This is a genomic window from Streptomyces mirabilis (assembly GCF_039503195.1).
GTDB lineage: Bacteria > Actinomycetota > Actinomycetes > Streptomycetales > Streptomycetaceae > Streptomyces > Streptomyces mirabilis_D.
Map to the genome: position 1 here is coordinate 7,488,326 of NZ_JBCJKP010000001.1, position 15,698 is coordinate 7,504,023.

12 protein-coding genes and 1 pseudogene are annotated in these 15,698 nt (G+C 71.1%); 8 read left to right on the forward strand and 5 right to left on the reverse strand.

Annotated features, from left to right (window positions below; all coding sequences use genetic code 11):
* Nucleotides 1–20: 20 nt before the first annotated feature.
* Both AAFF41_RS34350 and AAFF41_RS34355 read right to left on the reverse strand, forming a co-directional pair.
* Nucleotides 21–1,880, reverse strand: coding sequence for a M1 family metallopeptidase (locus tag AAFF41_RS34350; protein ID WP_319748411.1), 1,860 nt, complete (start codon nucleotides 1,878–1,880; stop codon nucleotides 21–23).
* 290 nt (nucleotides 1,881–2,170) lie between these two features.
* Nucleotides 2,171–2,785: a DUF6817 domain-containing protein gene (locus tag AAFF41_RS34355; RefSeq protein ID WP_343325147.1), complete on the reverse strand. Its 615-nt coding sequence runs from the start codon at nucleotides 2,783–2,785 to the stop codon at nucleotides 2,171–2,173.
* 58 nt (nucleotides 2,786–2,843) lie between these two features.
* Here AAFF41_RS34355 and AAFF41_RS34360 point away from each other — a divergent pair, with 58 nt between their 5' ends.
* Nucleotides 2,844–3,398, forward strand: coding sequence for a GNAT family N-acetyltransferase (locus AAFF41_RS34360; RefSeq protein WP_343325148.1), 555 nt, complete (start codon nucleotides 2,844–2,846; stop codon nucleotides 3,396–3,398).
* Here the strand turns inward: AAFF41_RS34360 and AAFF41_RS34365 are convergent.
* Nucleotides 3,395–5,341 carry a serine/threonine-protein kinase gene (locus AAFF41_RS34365; protein WP_343325149.1) on the reverse strand — a complete coding sequence of 649 codons (1,947 nt, stop codon included), beginning with the start codon at nucleotides 5,339–5,341 and terminating at the stop codon, nucleotides 3,395–3,397. The genes AAFF41_RS34360 and AAFF41_RS34365 overlap by 4 nt on opposite strands.
* Before the next feature lie 155 nt (nucleotides 5,342–5,496).
* Between AAFF41_RS34365 and miaB the strand changes: the two genes are divergently transcribed.
* A complete protein-coding gene (gene miaB, locus AAFF41_RS34370) occupies nucleotides 5,497–7,026 on the forward strand; it encodes a tRNA (N6-isopentenyl adenosine(37)-C2)-methylthiotransferase MiaB (protein ID WP_343325150.1) in 1,530 nt (509 codons plus the stop codon).
* Between the two features lie 51 nt (nucleotides 7,027–7,077).
* Nucleotides 7,078–7,797 carry a class III extradiol dioxygenase subunit B-like domain-containing protein gene (locus tag AAFF41_RS34375; RefSeq protein ID WP_319748416.1) on the forward strand — a complete coding sequence of 240 codons (720 nt, stop codon included), beginning with the start codon at nucleotides 7,078–7,080 and terminating at the stop codon, nucleotides 7,795–7,797.
* A 252-nt stretch (nucleotides 7,798–8,049) separates the two neighbouring features.
* Here the strand turns inward: AAFF41_RS34375 and AAFF41_RS34380 are convergent, their stop codons facing one another.
* Both AAFF41_RS34380 and AAFF41_RS34385 read right to left on the reverse strand, forming a co-directional pair.
* Nucleotides 8,050–8,313: an antitoxin gene (locus tag AAFF41_RS34380; protein WP_097286505.1), complete on the reverse strand. Its 264-nt coding sequence runs from the start codon at nucleotides 8,311–8,313 to the stop codon at nucleotides 8,050–8,052.
* A 24-nt stretch (nucleotides 8,314–8,337) separates the two neighbouring features.
* The gene (locus tag AAFF41_RS34385; RefSeq protein WP_319748417.1) at nucleotides 8,338–8,568 is read right to left on the reverse strand and encodes a gliding motility protein; all 231 of its coding nucleotides are present in this window, start codon (nucleotides 8,566–8,568) and stop codon (nucleotides 8,338–8,340) included.
* 246 nt (nucleotides 8,569–8,814) lie between these two features.
* Between AAFF41_RS34385 and miaA the strand changes: the two genes are divergently transcribed.
* The 5 genes and pseudogenes from miaA to AAFF41_RS34410 all read left to right on the forward strand — a co-directional run bounded on the left by miaA (nucleotide 8,815) and on the right by AAFF41_RS34410 (nucleotide 15,494).
* Entirely contained in the window at nucleotides 8,815–9,753 is a 939-nt protein-coding gene (gene miaA, locus AAFF41_RS34390) for a tRNA (adenosine(37)-N6)-dimethylallyltransferase MiaA (protein ID WP_319748418.1), read from the forward strand.
* A gap of 108 nt (nucleotides 9,754–9,861) precedes the next feature.
* Entirely contained in the window at nucleotides 9,862–10,455 is a 594-nt protein-coding gene (locus AAFF41_RS34395; RefSeq protein WP_319748606.1) for a hypothetical protein, read from the forward strand.
* A gap of 67 nt (nucleotides 10,456–10,522) precedes the next feature.
* Nucleotides 10,523–11,392 carry a diaminopimelate epimerase gene (dapF, locus tag AAFF41_RS34400; RefSeq protein ID WP_319748419.1) on the forward strand — a complete coding sequence of 290 codons (870 nt, stop codon included), beginning with the start codon at nucleotides 10,523–10,525 and terminating at the stop codon, nucleotides 11,390–11,392.
* A gap of 266 nt (nucleotides 11,393–11,658) precedes the next feature.
* Complete coding sequence (locus tag AAFF41_RS34405; protein ID WP_319748420.1) at nucleotides 11,659–13,947, forward strand: RelA/SpoT family protein; 2,289 nt, start codon at nucleotides 11,659–11,661, stop codon at nucleotides 13,945–13,947.
* 67 nt (nucleotides 13,948–14,014) lie between these two features.
* Nucleotides 14,015–15,494: pseudogene (locus AAFF41_RS34410) on the forward strand (M1 family metallopeptidase).
* The last annotated feature ends 204 nt before the right edge of the window (nucleotides 15,495–15,698 follow it).

Here is a 15,698-nt window from a genome sequence, read left to right on the forward strand (position 1 = left end):
CGCGGCGAACCGACGTCGAATCAGCCGTCGATGCGGTGCTGGGTCCAGAACGAGGTCAGGTCCGTGGTCGTGGCGGCCTGGGCGGCCGCCTTGAACTCGGCCGTGGTCGAGACGCCGTACCAGTGCGACGTGGCGTAGTCCTTCAGCAACTTCGCCATGGCGGTGTCACCGAGGACGCGCCGCAGATCGTGCAGGGCGCACTTGCCGTAGCCGTAGACGACGGTGGAGTACCGGGACGAGTGGGCGTCCCAGTAGGCCATCGAGTTGGTGATCTTCTCCGCCGTCGAGGCCCAGGAGACGCTGTTCCAGCAGTTCGTGCCGGTACTGCCCAGCGCCAGGTCGGTGGCGTAGTCGGTGAACGCCTCGTCCAGCCACGGGCTGTTGTACTCGTCGTCGCCGACGATCCCGTAGAACCACTGGTGCCCGATCTCATGGGTGAGCGCCGTGGTGGAGACCAGGTCGAGGACGAACCCCGGGTACTCCATGCCGCCGAACCAGAAGTTGTTGTCGATCACGGCGTCCAACTCGCCGTACGGGTAGGCGCCGAAGCGGCCCGCGTGGGCGTCCACCGCGGTCTTCGCGGTGGTGAGCATGGACTGTGCGCTGGACGAACTGATCCCCGAGACCGAGTAGATGTTGATCGGGGTGCCCGCCGCCGACGTACCCGAGATCTTGCTGAACGGGCCCGCCGCCCACGCGAAGTCACGGACCTTGGAGGCGGTGGCCGTGGTGACCGTGCGTCCGCTGGAGCCGGGGGTGTCCACCGAGGTGCCCGTGGCCGGGACCAGCAGGGTGGTCGGATGGTCGAGGGTCACCTTGAAGTCGGCGGCCAGGGAGTAGAACGACTCGCCGTTGTTGGTGTACGGGTCCAGGTGCCAGCCCGAGCCGTCCTTGATGGCGAGAACCGGCAGCGCGTTGCCGATCATGCTGAACGCGCCGTCGTAGCCGAACCGGTCGGCGCCGCTGGGGACGGTGATCCCCAGGTCGAAGCCGATCGTGGTCGACTGGCCCTGCGCCAGCGGGGTCGGGAGGGCGATCCGGAGCGCGGTGCAGCCGACCGACAGGGCGCCCGCGGTGCCCCCGGTGACGTTGCTGACCGCGATCGGCATCGCGGAGCAGGTGCCGTGGTAGTTGTCCCACAGCCTCAGGTACACCTCGCTGAGCGCGGTGGAGGAGGCGTTGGTGAACGTCGCGCTCTCGTGGCCCGTCCAGACCGTGCCGCTCGTGTTGCTGCTCAGGCTGACGGTGTACGAGGGGGCGGCCGGCGTGCGCGTGGAGTCCGCCGGCGGGGTCGTGCCGCCGGAGGTGTCGAGGGCGATGTCGTCGAGGACGAAGCTCGTCTGGAGGCTGGAGTCCTCGGTCCCGGTGAAGGCGAGGCTCACGGTCTGGCCCGCGAACGCCGACACGTCGAACGACTTCTGTACGTAACCGGTGGCCTTGTTGAGGTTCGAGTACGTCGCCAGTGTCGTACTGCCGATCTTCGCCGTCAGCTTGTCGTACGCGGTCGACGAGGTCGTCTCGGCGGTGTCGATGTGCAGCCAGAAGGTGAGCGTGGCGCTGCTGCACCCGGACGGGATCGTGACGCTCTGCGAGAGGGTGTCGGTGTGCGTACTGCCGACACCGTTCATCCAGGCGAAGCTGGTGCCGCCGTGGGCGCTCTGACCGGAACGGCTGGTGATCACGGTCGACGACGACTGGGTCCAGGGTGAAGTCCCGCTCTCGAAACCACCGTTGGTGACCACCTGGGCCGGAGTGCAGTCGGCGGCCAGTGGTGCCGTGGGCGGCGTGGCCGCCGCCGGGGTGACGGGGAGCAGGGCTGCGGCCAACGCGGCGATGCCCAGTGCGCTCGCGGCGAGGGCCTTGTGGGGGGTCGGTCTCACACGAAACTCCTTTGAGGCGGCCGGGATTCCGGCCTGCTCGGTGGCCGCCCTGACGGCCTGGGTGCGCCGGGGGCAGCCGGGGGCTGCGCGCATCGCTTGCGCGATCGCTGGGGTGAGATTTCCGTTGCGTCTCCCTGTGGTCAGGGCTACGGCTGCGGGAAGCCTGGCAGATTTGACCGGGGCATGCCATCAGTGACGGGTAAAAGTGTTCGCTGACCTGAAGTGTTCGGGCTCCGCCCACGGCCGTGGTCGGTACGAGTCGGTCGAACTCAGTGATCAGTGATGAGCGATCAGTGATCCGGGAGCGCGGCGTGCGGGCCGAGCTGCCGGGAGAAGGCGTCCCGTGCCGGGGCGGACAGCAGGTCGCCCGCTCCGGTGAACAGCCGGTACAGGGACGGGCCGTACCGCTCGGCCAGTTCCGCGTTGTGGGCCAGTACGTCGAGCTCGTTGGCGGCGGTGATCTCCAAGAACGCTCGCAGGTCGTCGTCCGCGGGGATGTGCTCGCGGCCGGTGAAGCGATCACGGAAGACCACGGGCCGATCGCGCCCGATCCGGGGAAGGACGGTGTCGCGGTCGCAACTCGCGTACAGGTACACCAGTGCCTCGGCCCGGTCGCCGATCAGCTCCGCCAGGGTCGCCCGCTCGGCGACCGGCAGCAGGTACGGGTCGAAGCCGTCGGTTCCGTACGCGGCATGGCACAGCCCCGCCGCCTGGATCGCGGGGTCACCGCCCCAGTCGGCCAGGAGCCGTCGGACACGGCCGAGGTGCTCCAGCAGCGTGCCGCCCGGATGCGGCATCTCGGCGGTTCCCCGCGCACGTAGGAAGGCTTCGGCGCGCGACCACCGGGACGCGTCACGGTCGCCGGTCTCTTCGGGAACTTCGCGTGCTTCGGGTACTTCGGTCACTTCAGCCCCTTCGGGATGAGGATTCAACGTCTCGGCAGGCCACTGAGAGACTCCCACCATGGACACGAGTGCGGGGGCGGACCTGACAAGGCCGGGGCGGGCGCTGCCCGGGAACGGGTCGGGCCAAGGGGCGGGCCAAGGGCCGGGCCGTTCCGTGGAATGGGCGCTGCGCCCCGCGGAGCAGGCGGACGTGGAGGTGATCGCCGAGCTGCGGGCGACGGTGATGCGCCCGGACCTGGAGCGGTTGGGCCGGTTCGACGAGTGCCGGGTCCGTCGGCGGCTGCGGGAGTCCTTCTTCCCGGGGCACACGTCGGTCGTCATCGTCGACGGCGACTTCGCGGGCTGTGTCACGCTGAGGCCGGCCGAGGACGGGCTGTGGCTGGAGCACTTCTATCTCGTCCCGGACTTGCAGGGCCGGGGGCTCGGTTCGGCCGTCCTGCGCGCCCAGCTGGACCGCACCGACGCCGACCGCCTGCCCGTCCGTCTGAACGTCCTGCAGGGCAGCGCCGCCCGGCGACTGTACGAGCGCCACGGGTTCACCGTGGAGGTTCAGGACCCGATCGACGTCTTCATGGTGCGACGACCGGTGCGGGATGAAGAGGTCCGCTCCTAGGCCGCGTTGCGCCAGACCCTCACGTCCAAGGTGGCGTACGTCGTCCCGGACGAACCCCGATACGTCACGAGCCCCACGTGCCCCGTCCCGCTGACCACGCACATCTGCTGGCCGACGGTGAGGTCCTTGACCCAGATGTAGCTCTTGTAGCCGGTCGCCGCCTTGCACGCGTCCAGGCTTCCCTGCCGCCCCACGGGCAGCAGGGCGAGGGAGCTGCCGGAGTCGGTGCCGGGGGCGAGGACCGCCCCCGAGGAGTAGACGGCGTACGTCAGATCCTCGTCGGAGGTCCCGGTGTCCGCCTTGGACCGCACCGGAGTGTCCGCGAGATACAGGTCGTGGCTCGCGGTCATCCGGATCCCGGAGTACGTCACCGGGACGGGGGCCGTCGGGGCCGCGGGCTTGCTGGACGCGACGGTCGGAGGAGCCGAGGTAGCGGTCCGCGTGGGCGTCGGGGGCCCCGAAGGGCTCGGCGGCAGAGCGGACTTGGCCGTCTTGGGCTTCTTCGAGGCCCGGGGTGACGGGGAGCCGGACGCCGACGGCGAAGCCTCCGCGGACGTGGCCGACTGCGACGCGGCGACGTCCTGAGCCCGGTGGTCGTTCTTGTCGCCGTCCCGCGGGACGAGCAGCAGCGCGGCGGCCGCCCCACCGGCGACGAGTACGACCGCGGCTGCGGCCCATACCCAGCCCCGGGCCTTGCGGCCGTTGCCGTCCGTGCCCACCGAGGAGGTCTGTGCGGAGTCCGGTTCCTGCGGCTGCTGCCAGGGGTGCGGAGCGTACGGACCCGGCGCGGCCCCCGGCCCCCTCACGAAGGGTCCGCGCAGCGCGGCATGGGACGGCGCAGCGGGGGAGTAGGCCATCGGAGGCCCGAAAACGCCGGGACCGCTGGGACCGGCCGGACCGCTGGGACCGGCGGGAGCGAAGGCGCCGGATCCAGCGGGTCCGAAAGCCCCCGCGGCCTCCGCAGCCCCGGAGGTCCCCGAAGCGTGAGCGTCCGCAACCGCCTCCGCCCTGGCCCGATCGGCGCCTTCGGCCCGAGCCGCGATACCCGCCGCCAGCTCACCCGACAGCCACGCCCCGGACGCGGACCGCGCTTCGGCACCGAGATCCGCCTGGATCGTCTGGACGGAGCGTATGACCTCCTCGACGGAAGGTCGCTCGGCGGCGGGCTTGCGCAGACACCGTGCCACCAGCTCCCGTATCTCCGCCGGCACGCGGCTGAGGTCGGGCTCCTCGTGGACCACCCGGTAGAGCACCGCGTGCGGATCCCCGTCCCCGAAGGCGGCGCCGCCCGTCGCCGCGAACACCGCGGTCTGCCCCAGCGCGAACACGTCGGCCGACGGCATGGCATCCCCGCCGAGCACCTGCTCCGGCGCCATGTAGGCGACGGTTCCGAGGGCCGTGCCGCTCATCGTCACCGACGTGGCGTCCGCGGCCCGTGCGACACCGAAGTCGATGACCCGCGGGCCGTCGGCGGCGAGCAGCACGTTCGACGGCTTGAGGTCCCGGTGCACGATGCCCTCGCGGTGCACCGCCTGCAGGGCCTCCGCGACACCGGCGATCAGTCGCAGCACGGTGTCGAGGGGCAGCGGCCCGTGATCGCGTACCGCGTCGGCGAGGGAAGGCCCCGGCACATAGGCGGTCGCGCACCACGGGATCGACCCCCCGGTGTCGCTGTCGACGACCGGAGCCGTGTAGAGCCCGTGCACCCGGCTCGCGGCGGCCACCTCGGCCTGGAACCGCTTCCGGAACTCGGCGTTCTCGGCCAGCTCCGGCCGGATCACCTTGACCGCGACGGCCCGCCCGCCCGGCGTGTGCGAGAGATAGACCCGTCCCATGCCCCCGGACCCGAGCCGTGCCACCAGCCGGTAGCCGCCGACGACCCGAGGATCACCGTCCTCCAGAGGCTGGAAACTCTCCACATCGGCCCCACCGTCGCTCAACACGCCCCACTCCACCCCGAGATCAGTTCTGTGGTGCCCCATTGCATCACGGGCCGCCCCGGCCCGGTGGGGACGGCCGCCGACCTCGTGGTCGGGCTCGGCCCGCTCCTCGAAACCCTCGGGCGGGGGCTCTCCCGAAACCGCCTACCCTTGGAGGCATGACCAGCAGCAGCGACCGGAGTCAGGCAGTGGACGTTCAGGAACCCAAGACCTACGAGGTGCGCACCTACGGGTGCCAGATGAACGTCCACGACTCCGAACGGCTCTCCGGGCTCCTCGAAGGCGCAGGTTACGTGCGCGCGCCCGAAGGGTCCGACGGGGACGCGGACGTCGTCGTCTTCAACACCTGCGCCGTCCGGGAGAACGCCGACAACAGGCTGTACGGCAACCTCGGCCGCCTCGCGCCGATGAAGACGAAGCGCCCCGGGATGCAGATCGCCGTCGGCGGCTGCCTGGCCCAGAAGGACCGCGACACCATCGTGAAGAAGGCGCCCTGGGTGGACGTCGTCTTCGGTACGCACAACATCGGCAAGCTGCCGGTCCTCCTGGAGCGCGCCCGCGTGCAGGAAGAGGCGCAGGTCGAGATCGCCGAGTCGCTGGAGGCGTTCCCGTCCACGCTGCCGACCCGCCGCGAGAGCGCGTACGCGGCCTGGGTCTCCATCTCCGTGGGCTGCAACAACACCTGCACCTTCTGCATCGTCCCGGCGCTGCGCGGCAAGGAGAAGGACCGCAGGACCGGTGACATCCTCGCCGAGATCGAGGCACTGGTCGGCGAGGGCGTCTCCGAGATCACCCTGCTCGGGCAGAACGTCAACGCGTACGGCAGCGACATCGGCGACCGCGAGGCGTTCAGCAAGCTGCTGCGGGCCTGTGGGCAGATCGAGGGCCTGGAGCGGGTCCGGTTCACCTCCCCGCACCCCCGTGACTTCACCGACGACGTCATCGCCGCCATGGCCGAGACTCCGAACGTGATGCCGCAGCTGCACATGCCGCTGCAGTCCGGTTCGGACCCGATCCTGAAGGCGATGCGCCGGTCCTACCGGCAGGACCGCTACCTCGGGATCATCGAGAAGGTGCGCGCCGCCATTCCGCACGCCGCCATCACCACCGACATCATCGTGGGCTTCCCCGGCGAGACCGAGGAGGACTTCGAGCAGACCATGCACGTGGCGCGGGAGGCCCGCTTCTCGGCGGCGTTCACGTTCCAGTACTCCAAGCGCCCCGGCACCCCGGCCGCCACCATGGAGAACCAGGTCCCCAAGGAGGTCGTCCAGGCGCGCTACGAGCGTCTCGTCGCCCTCCAGGAGCAGATTTCCTGGGACGAGAACAAGAAGCAGGTCGGCCGCACCCTGGAGCTGATGGTCGCCGAGGGCGAGGGCCGCAAGGACGGTGCCACCCACCGCCTCTCCGGTCGTGCCCCCGACAACCGCCTGGTCCACTTCACCAAGCCCGACCGGGAAGTACGCCCCGGCGACGTGGTCACCGTCGAGGTCACCTACGCCGCCCCGCACCACCTGCTCGCCGAGGGCGCCGTCCTGGACGTGCGCCGCACGCGCGCGGGGGACGCCTGGGGGAAGCGCAACGCGGCCGAGGCGCCGAAGTCCGCCGGTGTGATGCTGGGGCTGCCGAAGATCGGTGCCCCGGAGCCGCTGCCGGTCGCCACCGGCAGCGGGTGCGGCTGCGACTGACCCCGGGACGGGGGGCTCCTGGACCGGCCGCGCGGGGTTACGCTGCCGATCATGCTTGTAGCCGCCGCAGTCTGCCCCTGTCCGCCGCTGCTCGTCCCCGAGGTCGCCGCCGGTGCGGCACCGGAACTGGCCGCCGCGCGCGCGGCCTGCACGGACGCTCTGGGGGTGCTGGCAGCCTCGCGCCCCGACCTGCTGGTCGTCGTCGGGCCGGCCGAGGAGAGCGGGCGCGGGCCGTTCCCGGAGGGGACGCCGGGCTCCTTCCGCGGGTTCGGTGTGGACCTCGACGTGCGCCTCGGGGGAGGGGCGTCGCCTGCCGGGTCGCCGGAGCGTCCGCTTCCGCCCTCGCTCGCCGTCGCCGCCTGGCTGCTGGAGCGCACGGGCTGGTCCGACGCCCCCGTCGAAGGCCTTGGAGTGGGGGAACCTCTCGAGGTCGAGCGGTGCGTCCAGGCCGGGGCGGGGATCGTCGCTCGGGCCGACCGGGTGGCCCTGCTGGTGATGGGCGACGCCAGCGCGTGCCGGACGCTCAAGGCACCCGGCTATCTCGACGAACGCGCGGCGGGCTTCGACGCGGAGGTCGCGCGGGCGCTGGGTACGGCGGACGTGGCGGCCCTGAAGGCGCTGGACGCCGAGCTGGCGTACGAACTGAAGGTCTCGGGGCGGGCCCCCTGGCAGGTCCTCGCGGGCGCGGCCGAGGGCGCGGATCTGGGCGGGGCCCTGCTGTACGAGGACGCGCCGTACGGGGTGGGGTACCTGGTGGCGGCCTGGTCCTAGGGGGCGGTCCCCGAGGCCCTGGGAGTCCTAGGGGCCTGGGAGTCCCAGGGTCCTAGCGGTCCTGGTGGTCCGAGCGGTCCTGGGGCTGCGCCCGAGCAGGCCGCCGGCCGACAGAGCCGAGCCTCGATACGGTCGGCCGGACAAGGTGGCCCGGACAAGGTGGCCCGGATACAGCGGCCCCCGGACACGGCGGACGGCCGGGAGCCCGATGTGCTCCGCGGCCGTCCGCCGATGTGTGCCGATGTGTGCCCGTCAGGGGGTCGGAGGCGGTGGGGGCACGTCCGGCGGCGGCGTGGCGCCGTCGGATTCCTTGTGCGCGAGTCGGTCCATGGCGCCCTTGGCCTTGCCCGTGCCCGTCTGGATCTTGTCGCTGTACTTGCCCTTGGTCTTTTCGTCGACCACCTTCGCGGCCTTGTCGAGACCGTGCGTGACCTTGTCCCCGTGCTGTTGCGCGAGGTCCGAGACCTTGTCCTTGGCGGGTGCCAGCTTGGCTTTCAAATTGTCCAGGAGACTCATGGTCCACCTTCCCTCGCGGGACAGTTACGTGCGGGCGCTTTCGCCGGCCTCGTTGTCCGCGGCCTTTTCGGCGGTCTGCTGCTGGGGGATCTCGACGTCATCCTTGGCGGTGGCCTCCGCGGGCTCGGTCGCCGCGGGCCCGCCATCGCTCTCGGGGCCTCCCGGGCTCTCGGAGCCTTCGGACTTCTCGGACGAACCCTTCGCCTCCTCCGTCACCTCCACCTCGGTATCGGCCGTTTGTGTGTCGGCCTGCACCGCGGCGGTTGACGCCTCCTCCGTAGCCTTCGACCTTCCAAGAAGTCGTGCAAAAACGCCCATATCCACTCCATACGGTACTCGTGAGGGCGAAATTCCGCGTCACCCGGTGCGTCCCATTGCGACGCACGGGTCACCGGCTTTCGAAAACCGGCGGCTGGAACCTCGCAACAGGCAACGACCCCGGGCCCGTGGCGTCACGTAGCTCGTTCGAGGAGAGGCCCCGAGGTTTGCGAGACTGGGGTGGTGAGTAGCGCACCCCCCGCCCCCCGGGTCATCGCCGTCGTAGGACCGACCGCCGCTGGAAAGTCCGATCTGGGCGTTTACCTCGCCCAACGGCTCGGCGGCGAGGTCGTCAACTCCGACTCCATGCAGTTGTACCGAGGGATGGACATCGGTACCGCCAAACTGACGCCGCAGGAACGCGGCGGGATCCCGCACCACCTCCTGGACATCTGGGACGTGACCGTCACGGCCAGCGTCGCCGAGTACCAGCGGCTCGCCCGCGCCCGCATCGACGCGCTGCTCGCCGACGGCCGCTGGCCGATCCTGGTGGGCGGCTCCGGGCTGTACGTCCGTGGGGCCGTGGACCATCTGGAGTTCCCCGGCACCGACCCCGAGGTGCGGGCCCGGCTGGAGGAGGAGCTCACGCTGCGTGGCCCCGGAGCGCTGCACGCGCGTCTGGCCACGGCCGATCCGGAGGCCGCGCACGCGATCCTGCCCAGCAACGGCCGCCGTATCGTCCGCGCCCTCGAGGTCATCGAGATCACCGGAAAGCCCTTCACCGCGAACCTCCCCGGCCACGACTCCGTCTACGACACCCTGCAGATCGGCGTCGACGTCACGCGCCCCGAGCTCGACGACCGCATCGCGCGCCGCGTCGACCGAATGTGGGAGGCGGGGCTCGTCGAGGAGGTGCGTGCGCTGGAGGCGCACGGACTGCGTGAGGGGCGTACGGCATCGCGGGCGCTCGGGTACCAGCAGGTGCTCGCGGCGCTCGCCGGGGAGTGCACCGACGCCGAGGCGCGCGCCGAGACCGTACGCGCCACCAAACGCTTCGCGCGGCGTCAGGACTCCTGGTTCCGGCGCGATCCCCGGGTGCACTGGCTGAGCGGCGCTGCGGCGGATCTCACAGAACTCCCGCAGCTCGCCCTGGCGTTGGTCGAACGACCGGTCACAGCCTGATCACGTCATGGCATCGGGACGCTCCGGCCGCCGTCCGGGCCTTCGGCGCCGTGCCATCATCGAGCTTCGATCGACCAAGTGGAGTCCGAGTTGGGAGGGCGCGTGGCGATGGAGGCCGGCCCTCGCGACACCGCACAGGACGCGGAGCACGACACCGCGCAGGAGCAGCAGAAACCGCACGAACGGCTGGAACCGCTGGAACGTCAGGATTTCGTCGGAGATCGACTGGGCCCTGACGGGGACCTGCTGGGCGGCGACGGTGAGCGGCTCGGTGGCGACGCCGCTCCACTGAGCTCCGACGGGCCCGACGAGCCTTCCGGCGGTGTGAGCGCCGACGGGCCGGCACCGGACGAGATGGTGCCGCCCGAGGTCGAGGTCGAGCTGCGCCCGCAGCGTCGACTGCGGATCTGGCAGCTCGCGCCGATCGTCATCCTGGCCGCGACGGGCTCCCTGATGTTCGCCTTCCCGCTCGCCTTCGAGTTCGGTGACGGCGGCGCGGTGGTCGCCATGCTCGGCCTGCTGATCTGCTCGTGCGCCGCGGGCTGGGGCATGATGGCCGCCCGCCGGGTCGGCTACGTCTGGCCGGGCCTGCCGCCGCGGGGCACCGGCCGCCGTCTGGACTGGCGTGTCGTGCTCGCGTACGTCGTGGTGGTCGCGGCGGTGGCGGTACTCGCCGTCGGGCGCGTCGCCCGCCTCCGCTGAGGTCCGCCTTCACCTGGGCCCCCTGCCGGGACCGGGGTGTGTCGGACCGACCCCTTAGGATCGAGGAATGAGCACGCGGATCGCCTTCCTCAAGGGTCACGGGACCGAGAACGACTTCGTGATCGTCCCGGACCCGGAGAACGCCATCGACCTGCCCCCGACCGCCGTGGCCGCTTTGTGCGACCGCCGCGCGGGCATCGGCGGCGACGGTCTGCTGCATGTCGTTCGGTCCGCCGCGCACCCCGAGGCCAAGGAGATGGCGGCCGAAGCGGAGTGGTTCATGGACTACCGCAACGGCGACGGCTCGGTCGCGGAGATGTGCGGCAACGGAGTGCGGGTGTTCGCGCGCTACCTCCAGCGTGCCGGACACGTGGCCGAGGGAGACATCGCGGTCGCCACGCGCGGGGGCGTGAAGAGCGTGCACCTCGACGGTGACGGCGCCGTCACCGTCGGCATGGGCAAGGCGGTCCTCCCCGAAGGGGACGTCACCGTGAGCGTCGGCGAGCGCAGCTGGCCCGCGCGCAACGTCAATATGGGCAACCCGCACGCCGTCGCCTTCGTGGACGACCTCGCGCACGCCGGCAACCTGTTCACGCCGCCGCCGTTCGCTCCGGCCGCGGCCTACCCGGACGGGGTGAACGTCGAATTCGTGGTGGACCGGGGGCCGCAGCACGTCGCCGTGCGCGTCCACGAGCGCGGCTCCGGGGAGACCCGGTCGTGCGGTACGGGCGCGTGCGCCGTGGCCGTCGCGGCGGCCCGTCGTGACGGAGCCGACCCGGCTGTGACGGGGACTCCGTCGACGTACACCGTCGACGTGCCCGGCGGCCGTCTGGTGATCACCGAGCGCCCGGACGGCGAGATCGAGATGACCGGCCCCGCGGTGATCGTCGCCGAGGGCGAGTTCGACGCGGAGTGGCTGGGCACCGTCCCGTTCTGAATGGACGTCTTCTGAACGGACGTCTTCTGAATGGACGTCCCGGACGATGTCGTAACCCCGGTTCCTTCCAAAACCTCGCGTCCGTAAACCCCCTGAACCTTCGCTCGAATGGGTGATCCGTTTCACGCTCGGCGAGAGGCGGTCAGCCGGGCGTGATGGGCTCGGTAGCATCAAGCACCGGCCCGGACGGGGGAATCGGGACCAACCCCTGAGCCGTGTACGCCATGGGGCGCCCCGTCCGCCGGTCTACGCAGCCGGAGGTGCCCATGAGTGCGGAGGCGACGAACCCCGCGACGCCAGCCCCTGCAACGCCCTCCCCCGAGCTCTCGGCCTCTCCCCCACTCTCGACTTCGCTCGAGCGGGGGGACCCCCATGAGCAGGGGGCACCCCCATCGCACCGCAGGAAGAGCCGTCCCCGGATCGATCTGCGCCGCCTCGGCCGCGCCGCGCTGCTCGGTACGACGCCCCGCGACCGGCTGCCCGACGCGATCGGTCACGTGGCCGAGGCACATCGCGCGCACCACCCCGACGCGAACATGGAACCGCTGCGCCGGGCCTACGTACTGGCGGAGTCCTCGCACCGCGGCCAGATGCGCAAGAGCGGTGAGCCGTACATCACCCACCCGCTCGCCGTGACCCTGATCCTCGCCGAACTTGGCGCGGAGACCACGACGTTGACCGCCTCCCTGCTCCACGACACCGTCGAGGACACGGAAGTGACCCTCGATCAGGTACGCGAGGAGTTCGGCGACGAGGTCTGCTATCTCGTGGACGGCGTCACCAAGCTGGAAAAGGTGGACTACGGGGCGGCCGCCGAGCCCGAGACGTTCCGCAAGATGCTCGTCGCCACCGGCAACGACGTCCGCGTGATGTCGATCAAACTCGCCGACCGGCTGCACAACATGCGCACGCTCGGCGTCATGCGCCCCGAGAAACAGGCGCGCATCGCCAAGGTCACCAGGGACGTACTGATCCCGCTCGCCGAACGGCTCGGCGTCCAGGCGCTCAAGACCGAGCTGGAGGACCTCGTCTTCGCGATCCTGCACCCCGAGGAGTACGAGCACACCAGGGAACTCATCGTCGACAACGCCTCGCGCGCGAGCGACCCGCTGGCCGAGATCGCCGAGGAGGTGCGCACGGTCCTGCGCGAGGCCGGGATCCCGGCCGAAGTCCTCATCAGGCCACGGCACTTCGTCTCCGTGCATCGCGTGTCACGCAAACGCGGGCCCATGCGTGGTGCCGACTTCGGACGGCTCCTGGTGCTCGTGAACGAGGACGCGGACTGCTACGGGGTCCTCGGCGAACTGCACACCTGTCTCACCCCGGTCGTCTCGGAGTTCAAGGACTTCATCGCGGTCCCCAAGTTCAACCTGTACCAGTCGCTGCACACGGCTGTCGCGAGCGGCGACGGCGAGATCGCCGAAGTCCTCATCCGCACCCACCAGATGCACAAGGTCGCCGAGGCCGGGGTCATCGCCCTCGGCAATCCCTACGCTCCTCCTTCGGAGGAGCAGTCGGACGAGCAGTCCGAGGGTCGGCCGGGTGTCGGCGGGCGCCCGGTGGACGGCGAGCGGGTGGACCCCACCCGCCCCGGCTGGCTCTCCCGGCTCCTCGACTGGCAGGAGGGCGCCCCGGACCCGGACACGTTCTGGTCCACGCTGCGCGAAGACCTCGCCCAGGACCGCGAGATCACCGTCTTCCGCGCAGACGGCGGCTCGTTGGGCCTTCCGGAGGGCGCCAGTTGTGTGGACGCCGCCTACGCGCAGTACGGCGAGGACGCGCACGCCTGCATCGGCGCCCGCGTCAACGGCCGCCTGGCGACGCTCAGTACGGTCCTGAAGGACGGCGACACCGTGCAGCTCCTCATGGGTCAGGAGCCCGCCTCGGAGCCCTCCAGAGAGTGGCTGGAGCACGCGCACACGCCCGCCGCGCGGATCGCCATCCAGCGGTGGCTGGCCGCACACCCCTCACCCGTCGCCACGGAGGAACCGGCGGCCCGGGAAGCCCCGGAAACCACCGAGCCCCCGGCCGCGGCCCGCAGGCCGTCCGCCGAGGCGCCCGCGGGCCGCCCCACCGACGCCCCTGCCGCCCGCCCCGCCGCCGCGAACGTCGTCGTCGACCAGCCCGGCGCCTCCGTACGCCTCGCGGGCTGCTGTACGCCCGTACCGCCCGACGAGGTGACCGGCTTCGCCGTACGCGGGGGAGTGGTGACCGTCCACCGCGTGGAGTGCGCCGGAGTGGCGCGCATGAAGAACTCGGGGCGCGCGGAGGTGGAGGTGCGCTGGGGCGACACCACCGAGTGCCGGGTCACGCTGGTCGCCGAGTCCTTCGGACGCCCGCATCTGCTCGCCGACCTCACCGAAGCCATCGCCCTGGAGGGCGTCGCGATCGTCTCGGCCACCGTCGAACCCCCCAGCCAGCAGCGCGTACGCCACACGTACACGCTGCAACTCCCGGACGCGGCCCACCTTCCCGGGCTGATGCGCGCGATGCGGAACGTGCCGGGCGTGTACGACGTGAGCCGGGCGCAGCACGCGGCGGCTGCCACGCAGTAGCACCCGATCGGGTGGGCCGGGTGCGAGTCGTCGCCGCGGGGCGGGTGCGCGCTGGTAGCCGTGGTCCATGCTGCTCACCCCCCGCACCAGGAAACGTCGTATCCAGGGGGCGCTCCTCGCCTCCGCCGTCTCGGTCTGTCTCGTCGCCGCGAGCGCCCCGTCCCCGGCCACGCCCCTCGGTATCGGTGACCGCCTCTTCCCGCACCTGGGCAATCCCGGGTACGACGTCAAGTCGTACGACCTCTCCTTCACCTACCCCGGCGTCAACGACAAACCGCTGGCGGCCGTCACCACGATCGACGCCGTGACGTCCGAGCGGCTCGAGCGCGTCAATCTGGACTACACGCACGGCACGGTGGAATCGGTCGAGGTCAACGGCGCGCCGGCGACGTTCACGAGCGCCGGGGAGGACCTGGTGGTGACGCCCGGGGAACCGGTGCCCGCGGGCGGCTGGATGCGGATCACCGTGCGGCACTCGAGCGATCCGGTCACCACCGGGAACGGGGACGGCGGCTGGGTGCGGACGAAGGACGGCCTCGCCATGGCCAACCAGGCCGACGCCGCGCACCTGGTCTTCCCGTGCAACGACCACCCCTCGGACAAGGCGATGTTCACCATCCACGTCACCGCGCCCGACGGGTACACCGCCGTGGCCAACGGCCTGCCCGCCGGGGTGGACCGGGCCGGTACGTCCACCACGTGGACGTACCGCACCAGGCACCCCATGGCCACGGAACTCACCCAGGTGTCCATCGGCCGCTCCAGCGTGGCGCACCGCGAGGGTCCGCACGGCCTGCCGCTCCGTGACGTCGTGCCCACCAAGGACCGTGAGCTGCTCGAACCGTGGCTCAAGAAGACGCCCGACCAGATCGCCTGGATGGAGAGCAAGGTCGGCCCGTACCCCTTCGAGACCTACGGGCTGCTGATGGCCCAGGCGCAGACCGGCTTCGAGCTGGAGACACAGACACTCTCTCTCTTCGAGAGAGCTCTTCACGGAGCCCGCGCTGCCCAAGTGGTACGTCGAGTCGATCATGGTGCACGAGCTGTCGCACCAGTGGTTCGGCGACAGCGTCAGCCCCCGCGTCTGGTCCGACCTGTGGCTCAACGAGGGCCACGCGACCTGGTACGAGGCCCTTTACGCCGAGGAGAAGGCGGACAAGCCCATGGAGACCCGTATGAAGGCGGCCTACCGCGCCTCCGACTCCTGGCGGGCCGCCGGAGGGCCGCCCGCGGCGCCCAAGGAGCCCGCTCCGGGACGGAAGATCAGCATCTTCCGGCCGAGCGTCTACGACGGGGCCGCGCTCGCCCTGTACGCGCTGCGCCAGGAGATCGGACACCCCACCTTCGAGCGCCTGGAGCGCACCTGGGTCGCCCTCCATCGGGACGGCTCGGCGACCACCGCGGACTACGAGCGGCTCGCGTCCGACCTCGCGAACCGTGACCTGAGCGGGTTCTTCCGGGCCTGGCTCTACGACTCGAAGACGCCGCCGATGCCCGGTCACCCGGACTGGAAGAGCGACGCCCCGAAGGCACGCAAGGGCGCCTGAGAACTCGGATGACGAGACGGGACGTGCCGTGCGACCATCATCAGGTCGGCGGCGCGGCCCCGCGGAGGGTTGGCCCGGCGGAATCCGGGAATCTCCCGGTGGTCCCGGACGTTCTTCCCTGTGACGGGCGGTGTCCGTCGCCAACAGGTTTCACCAGTGACGCCATCGATACCACCAGTGACGTATCGGTGTCCCCATCGACGT

What these genes read in the sequence shown, in the direction of transcription:
- AAFF41_RS34395 (WP_319748606.1), top strand. Translation starts at nt 9,862, where the DNA reads ATGGAGGCCGGCCCTCGCGACACCGCACAGGACGCGGAGCACGACACC.
- AAFF41_RS34380 (WP_097286505.1), bottom strand. Translation starts at nt 8,313, where the DNA reads ATGAGTCTCCTGGACAATTTGAAAGCCAAGCTGGCACCCGCCAAGGAC.
- AAFF41_RS34360 (WP_343325148.1), top strand. Translation starts at nt 2,844, where the DNA reads ATGGACACGAGTGCGGGGGCGGACCTGACAAGGCCGGGGCGGGCGCTG.
- miaB (WP_343325150.1), top strand. Translation starts at nt 5,497, where the DNA reads ATGACCAGCAGCAGCGACCGGAGTCAGGCAGTGGACGTTCAGGAACCC.
- AAFF41_RS34405 (WP_319748420.1), top strand. Translation starts at nt 11,659, where the DNA reads ATGAGTGCGGAGGCGACGAACCCCGCGACGCCAGCCCCTGCAACGCCC.
- dapF (WP_319748419.1), top strand. Translation starts at nt 10,523, where the DNA reads ATGAGCACGCGGATCGCCTTCCTCAAGGGTCACGGGACCGAGAACGAC.
- AAFF41_RS34375 (WP_319748416.1), top strand. Translation starts at nt 7,078, where the DNA reads ATGCTTGTAGCCGCCGCAGTCTGCCCCTGTCCGCCGCTGCTCGTCCCC.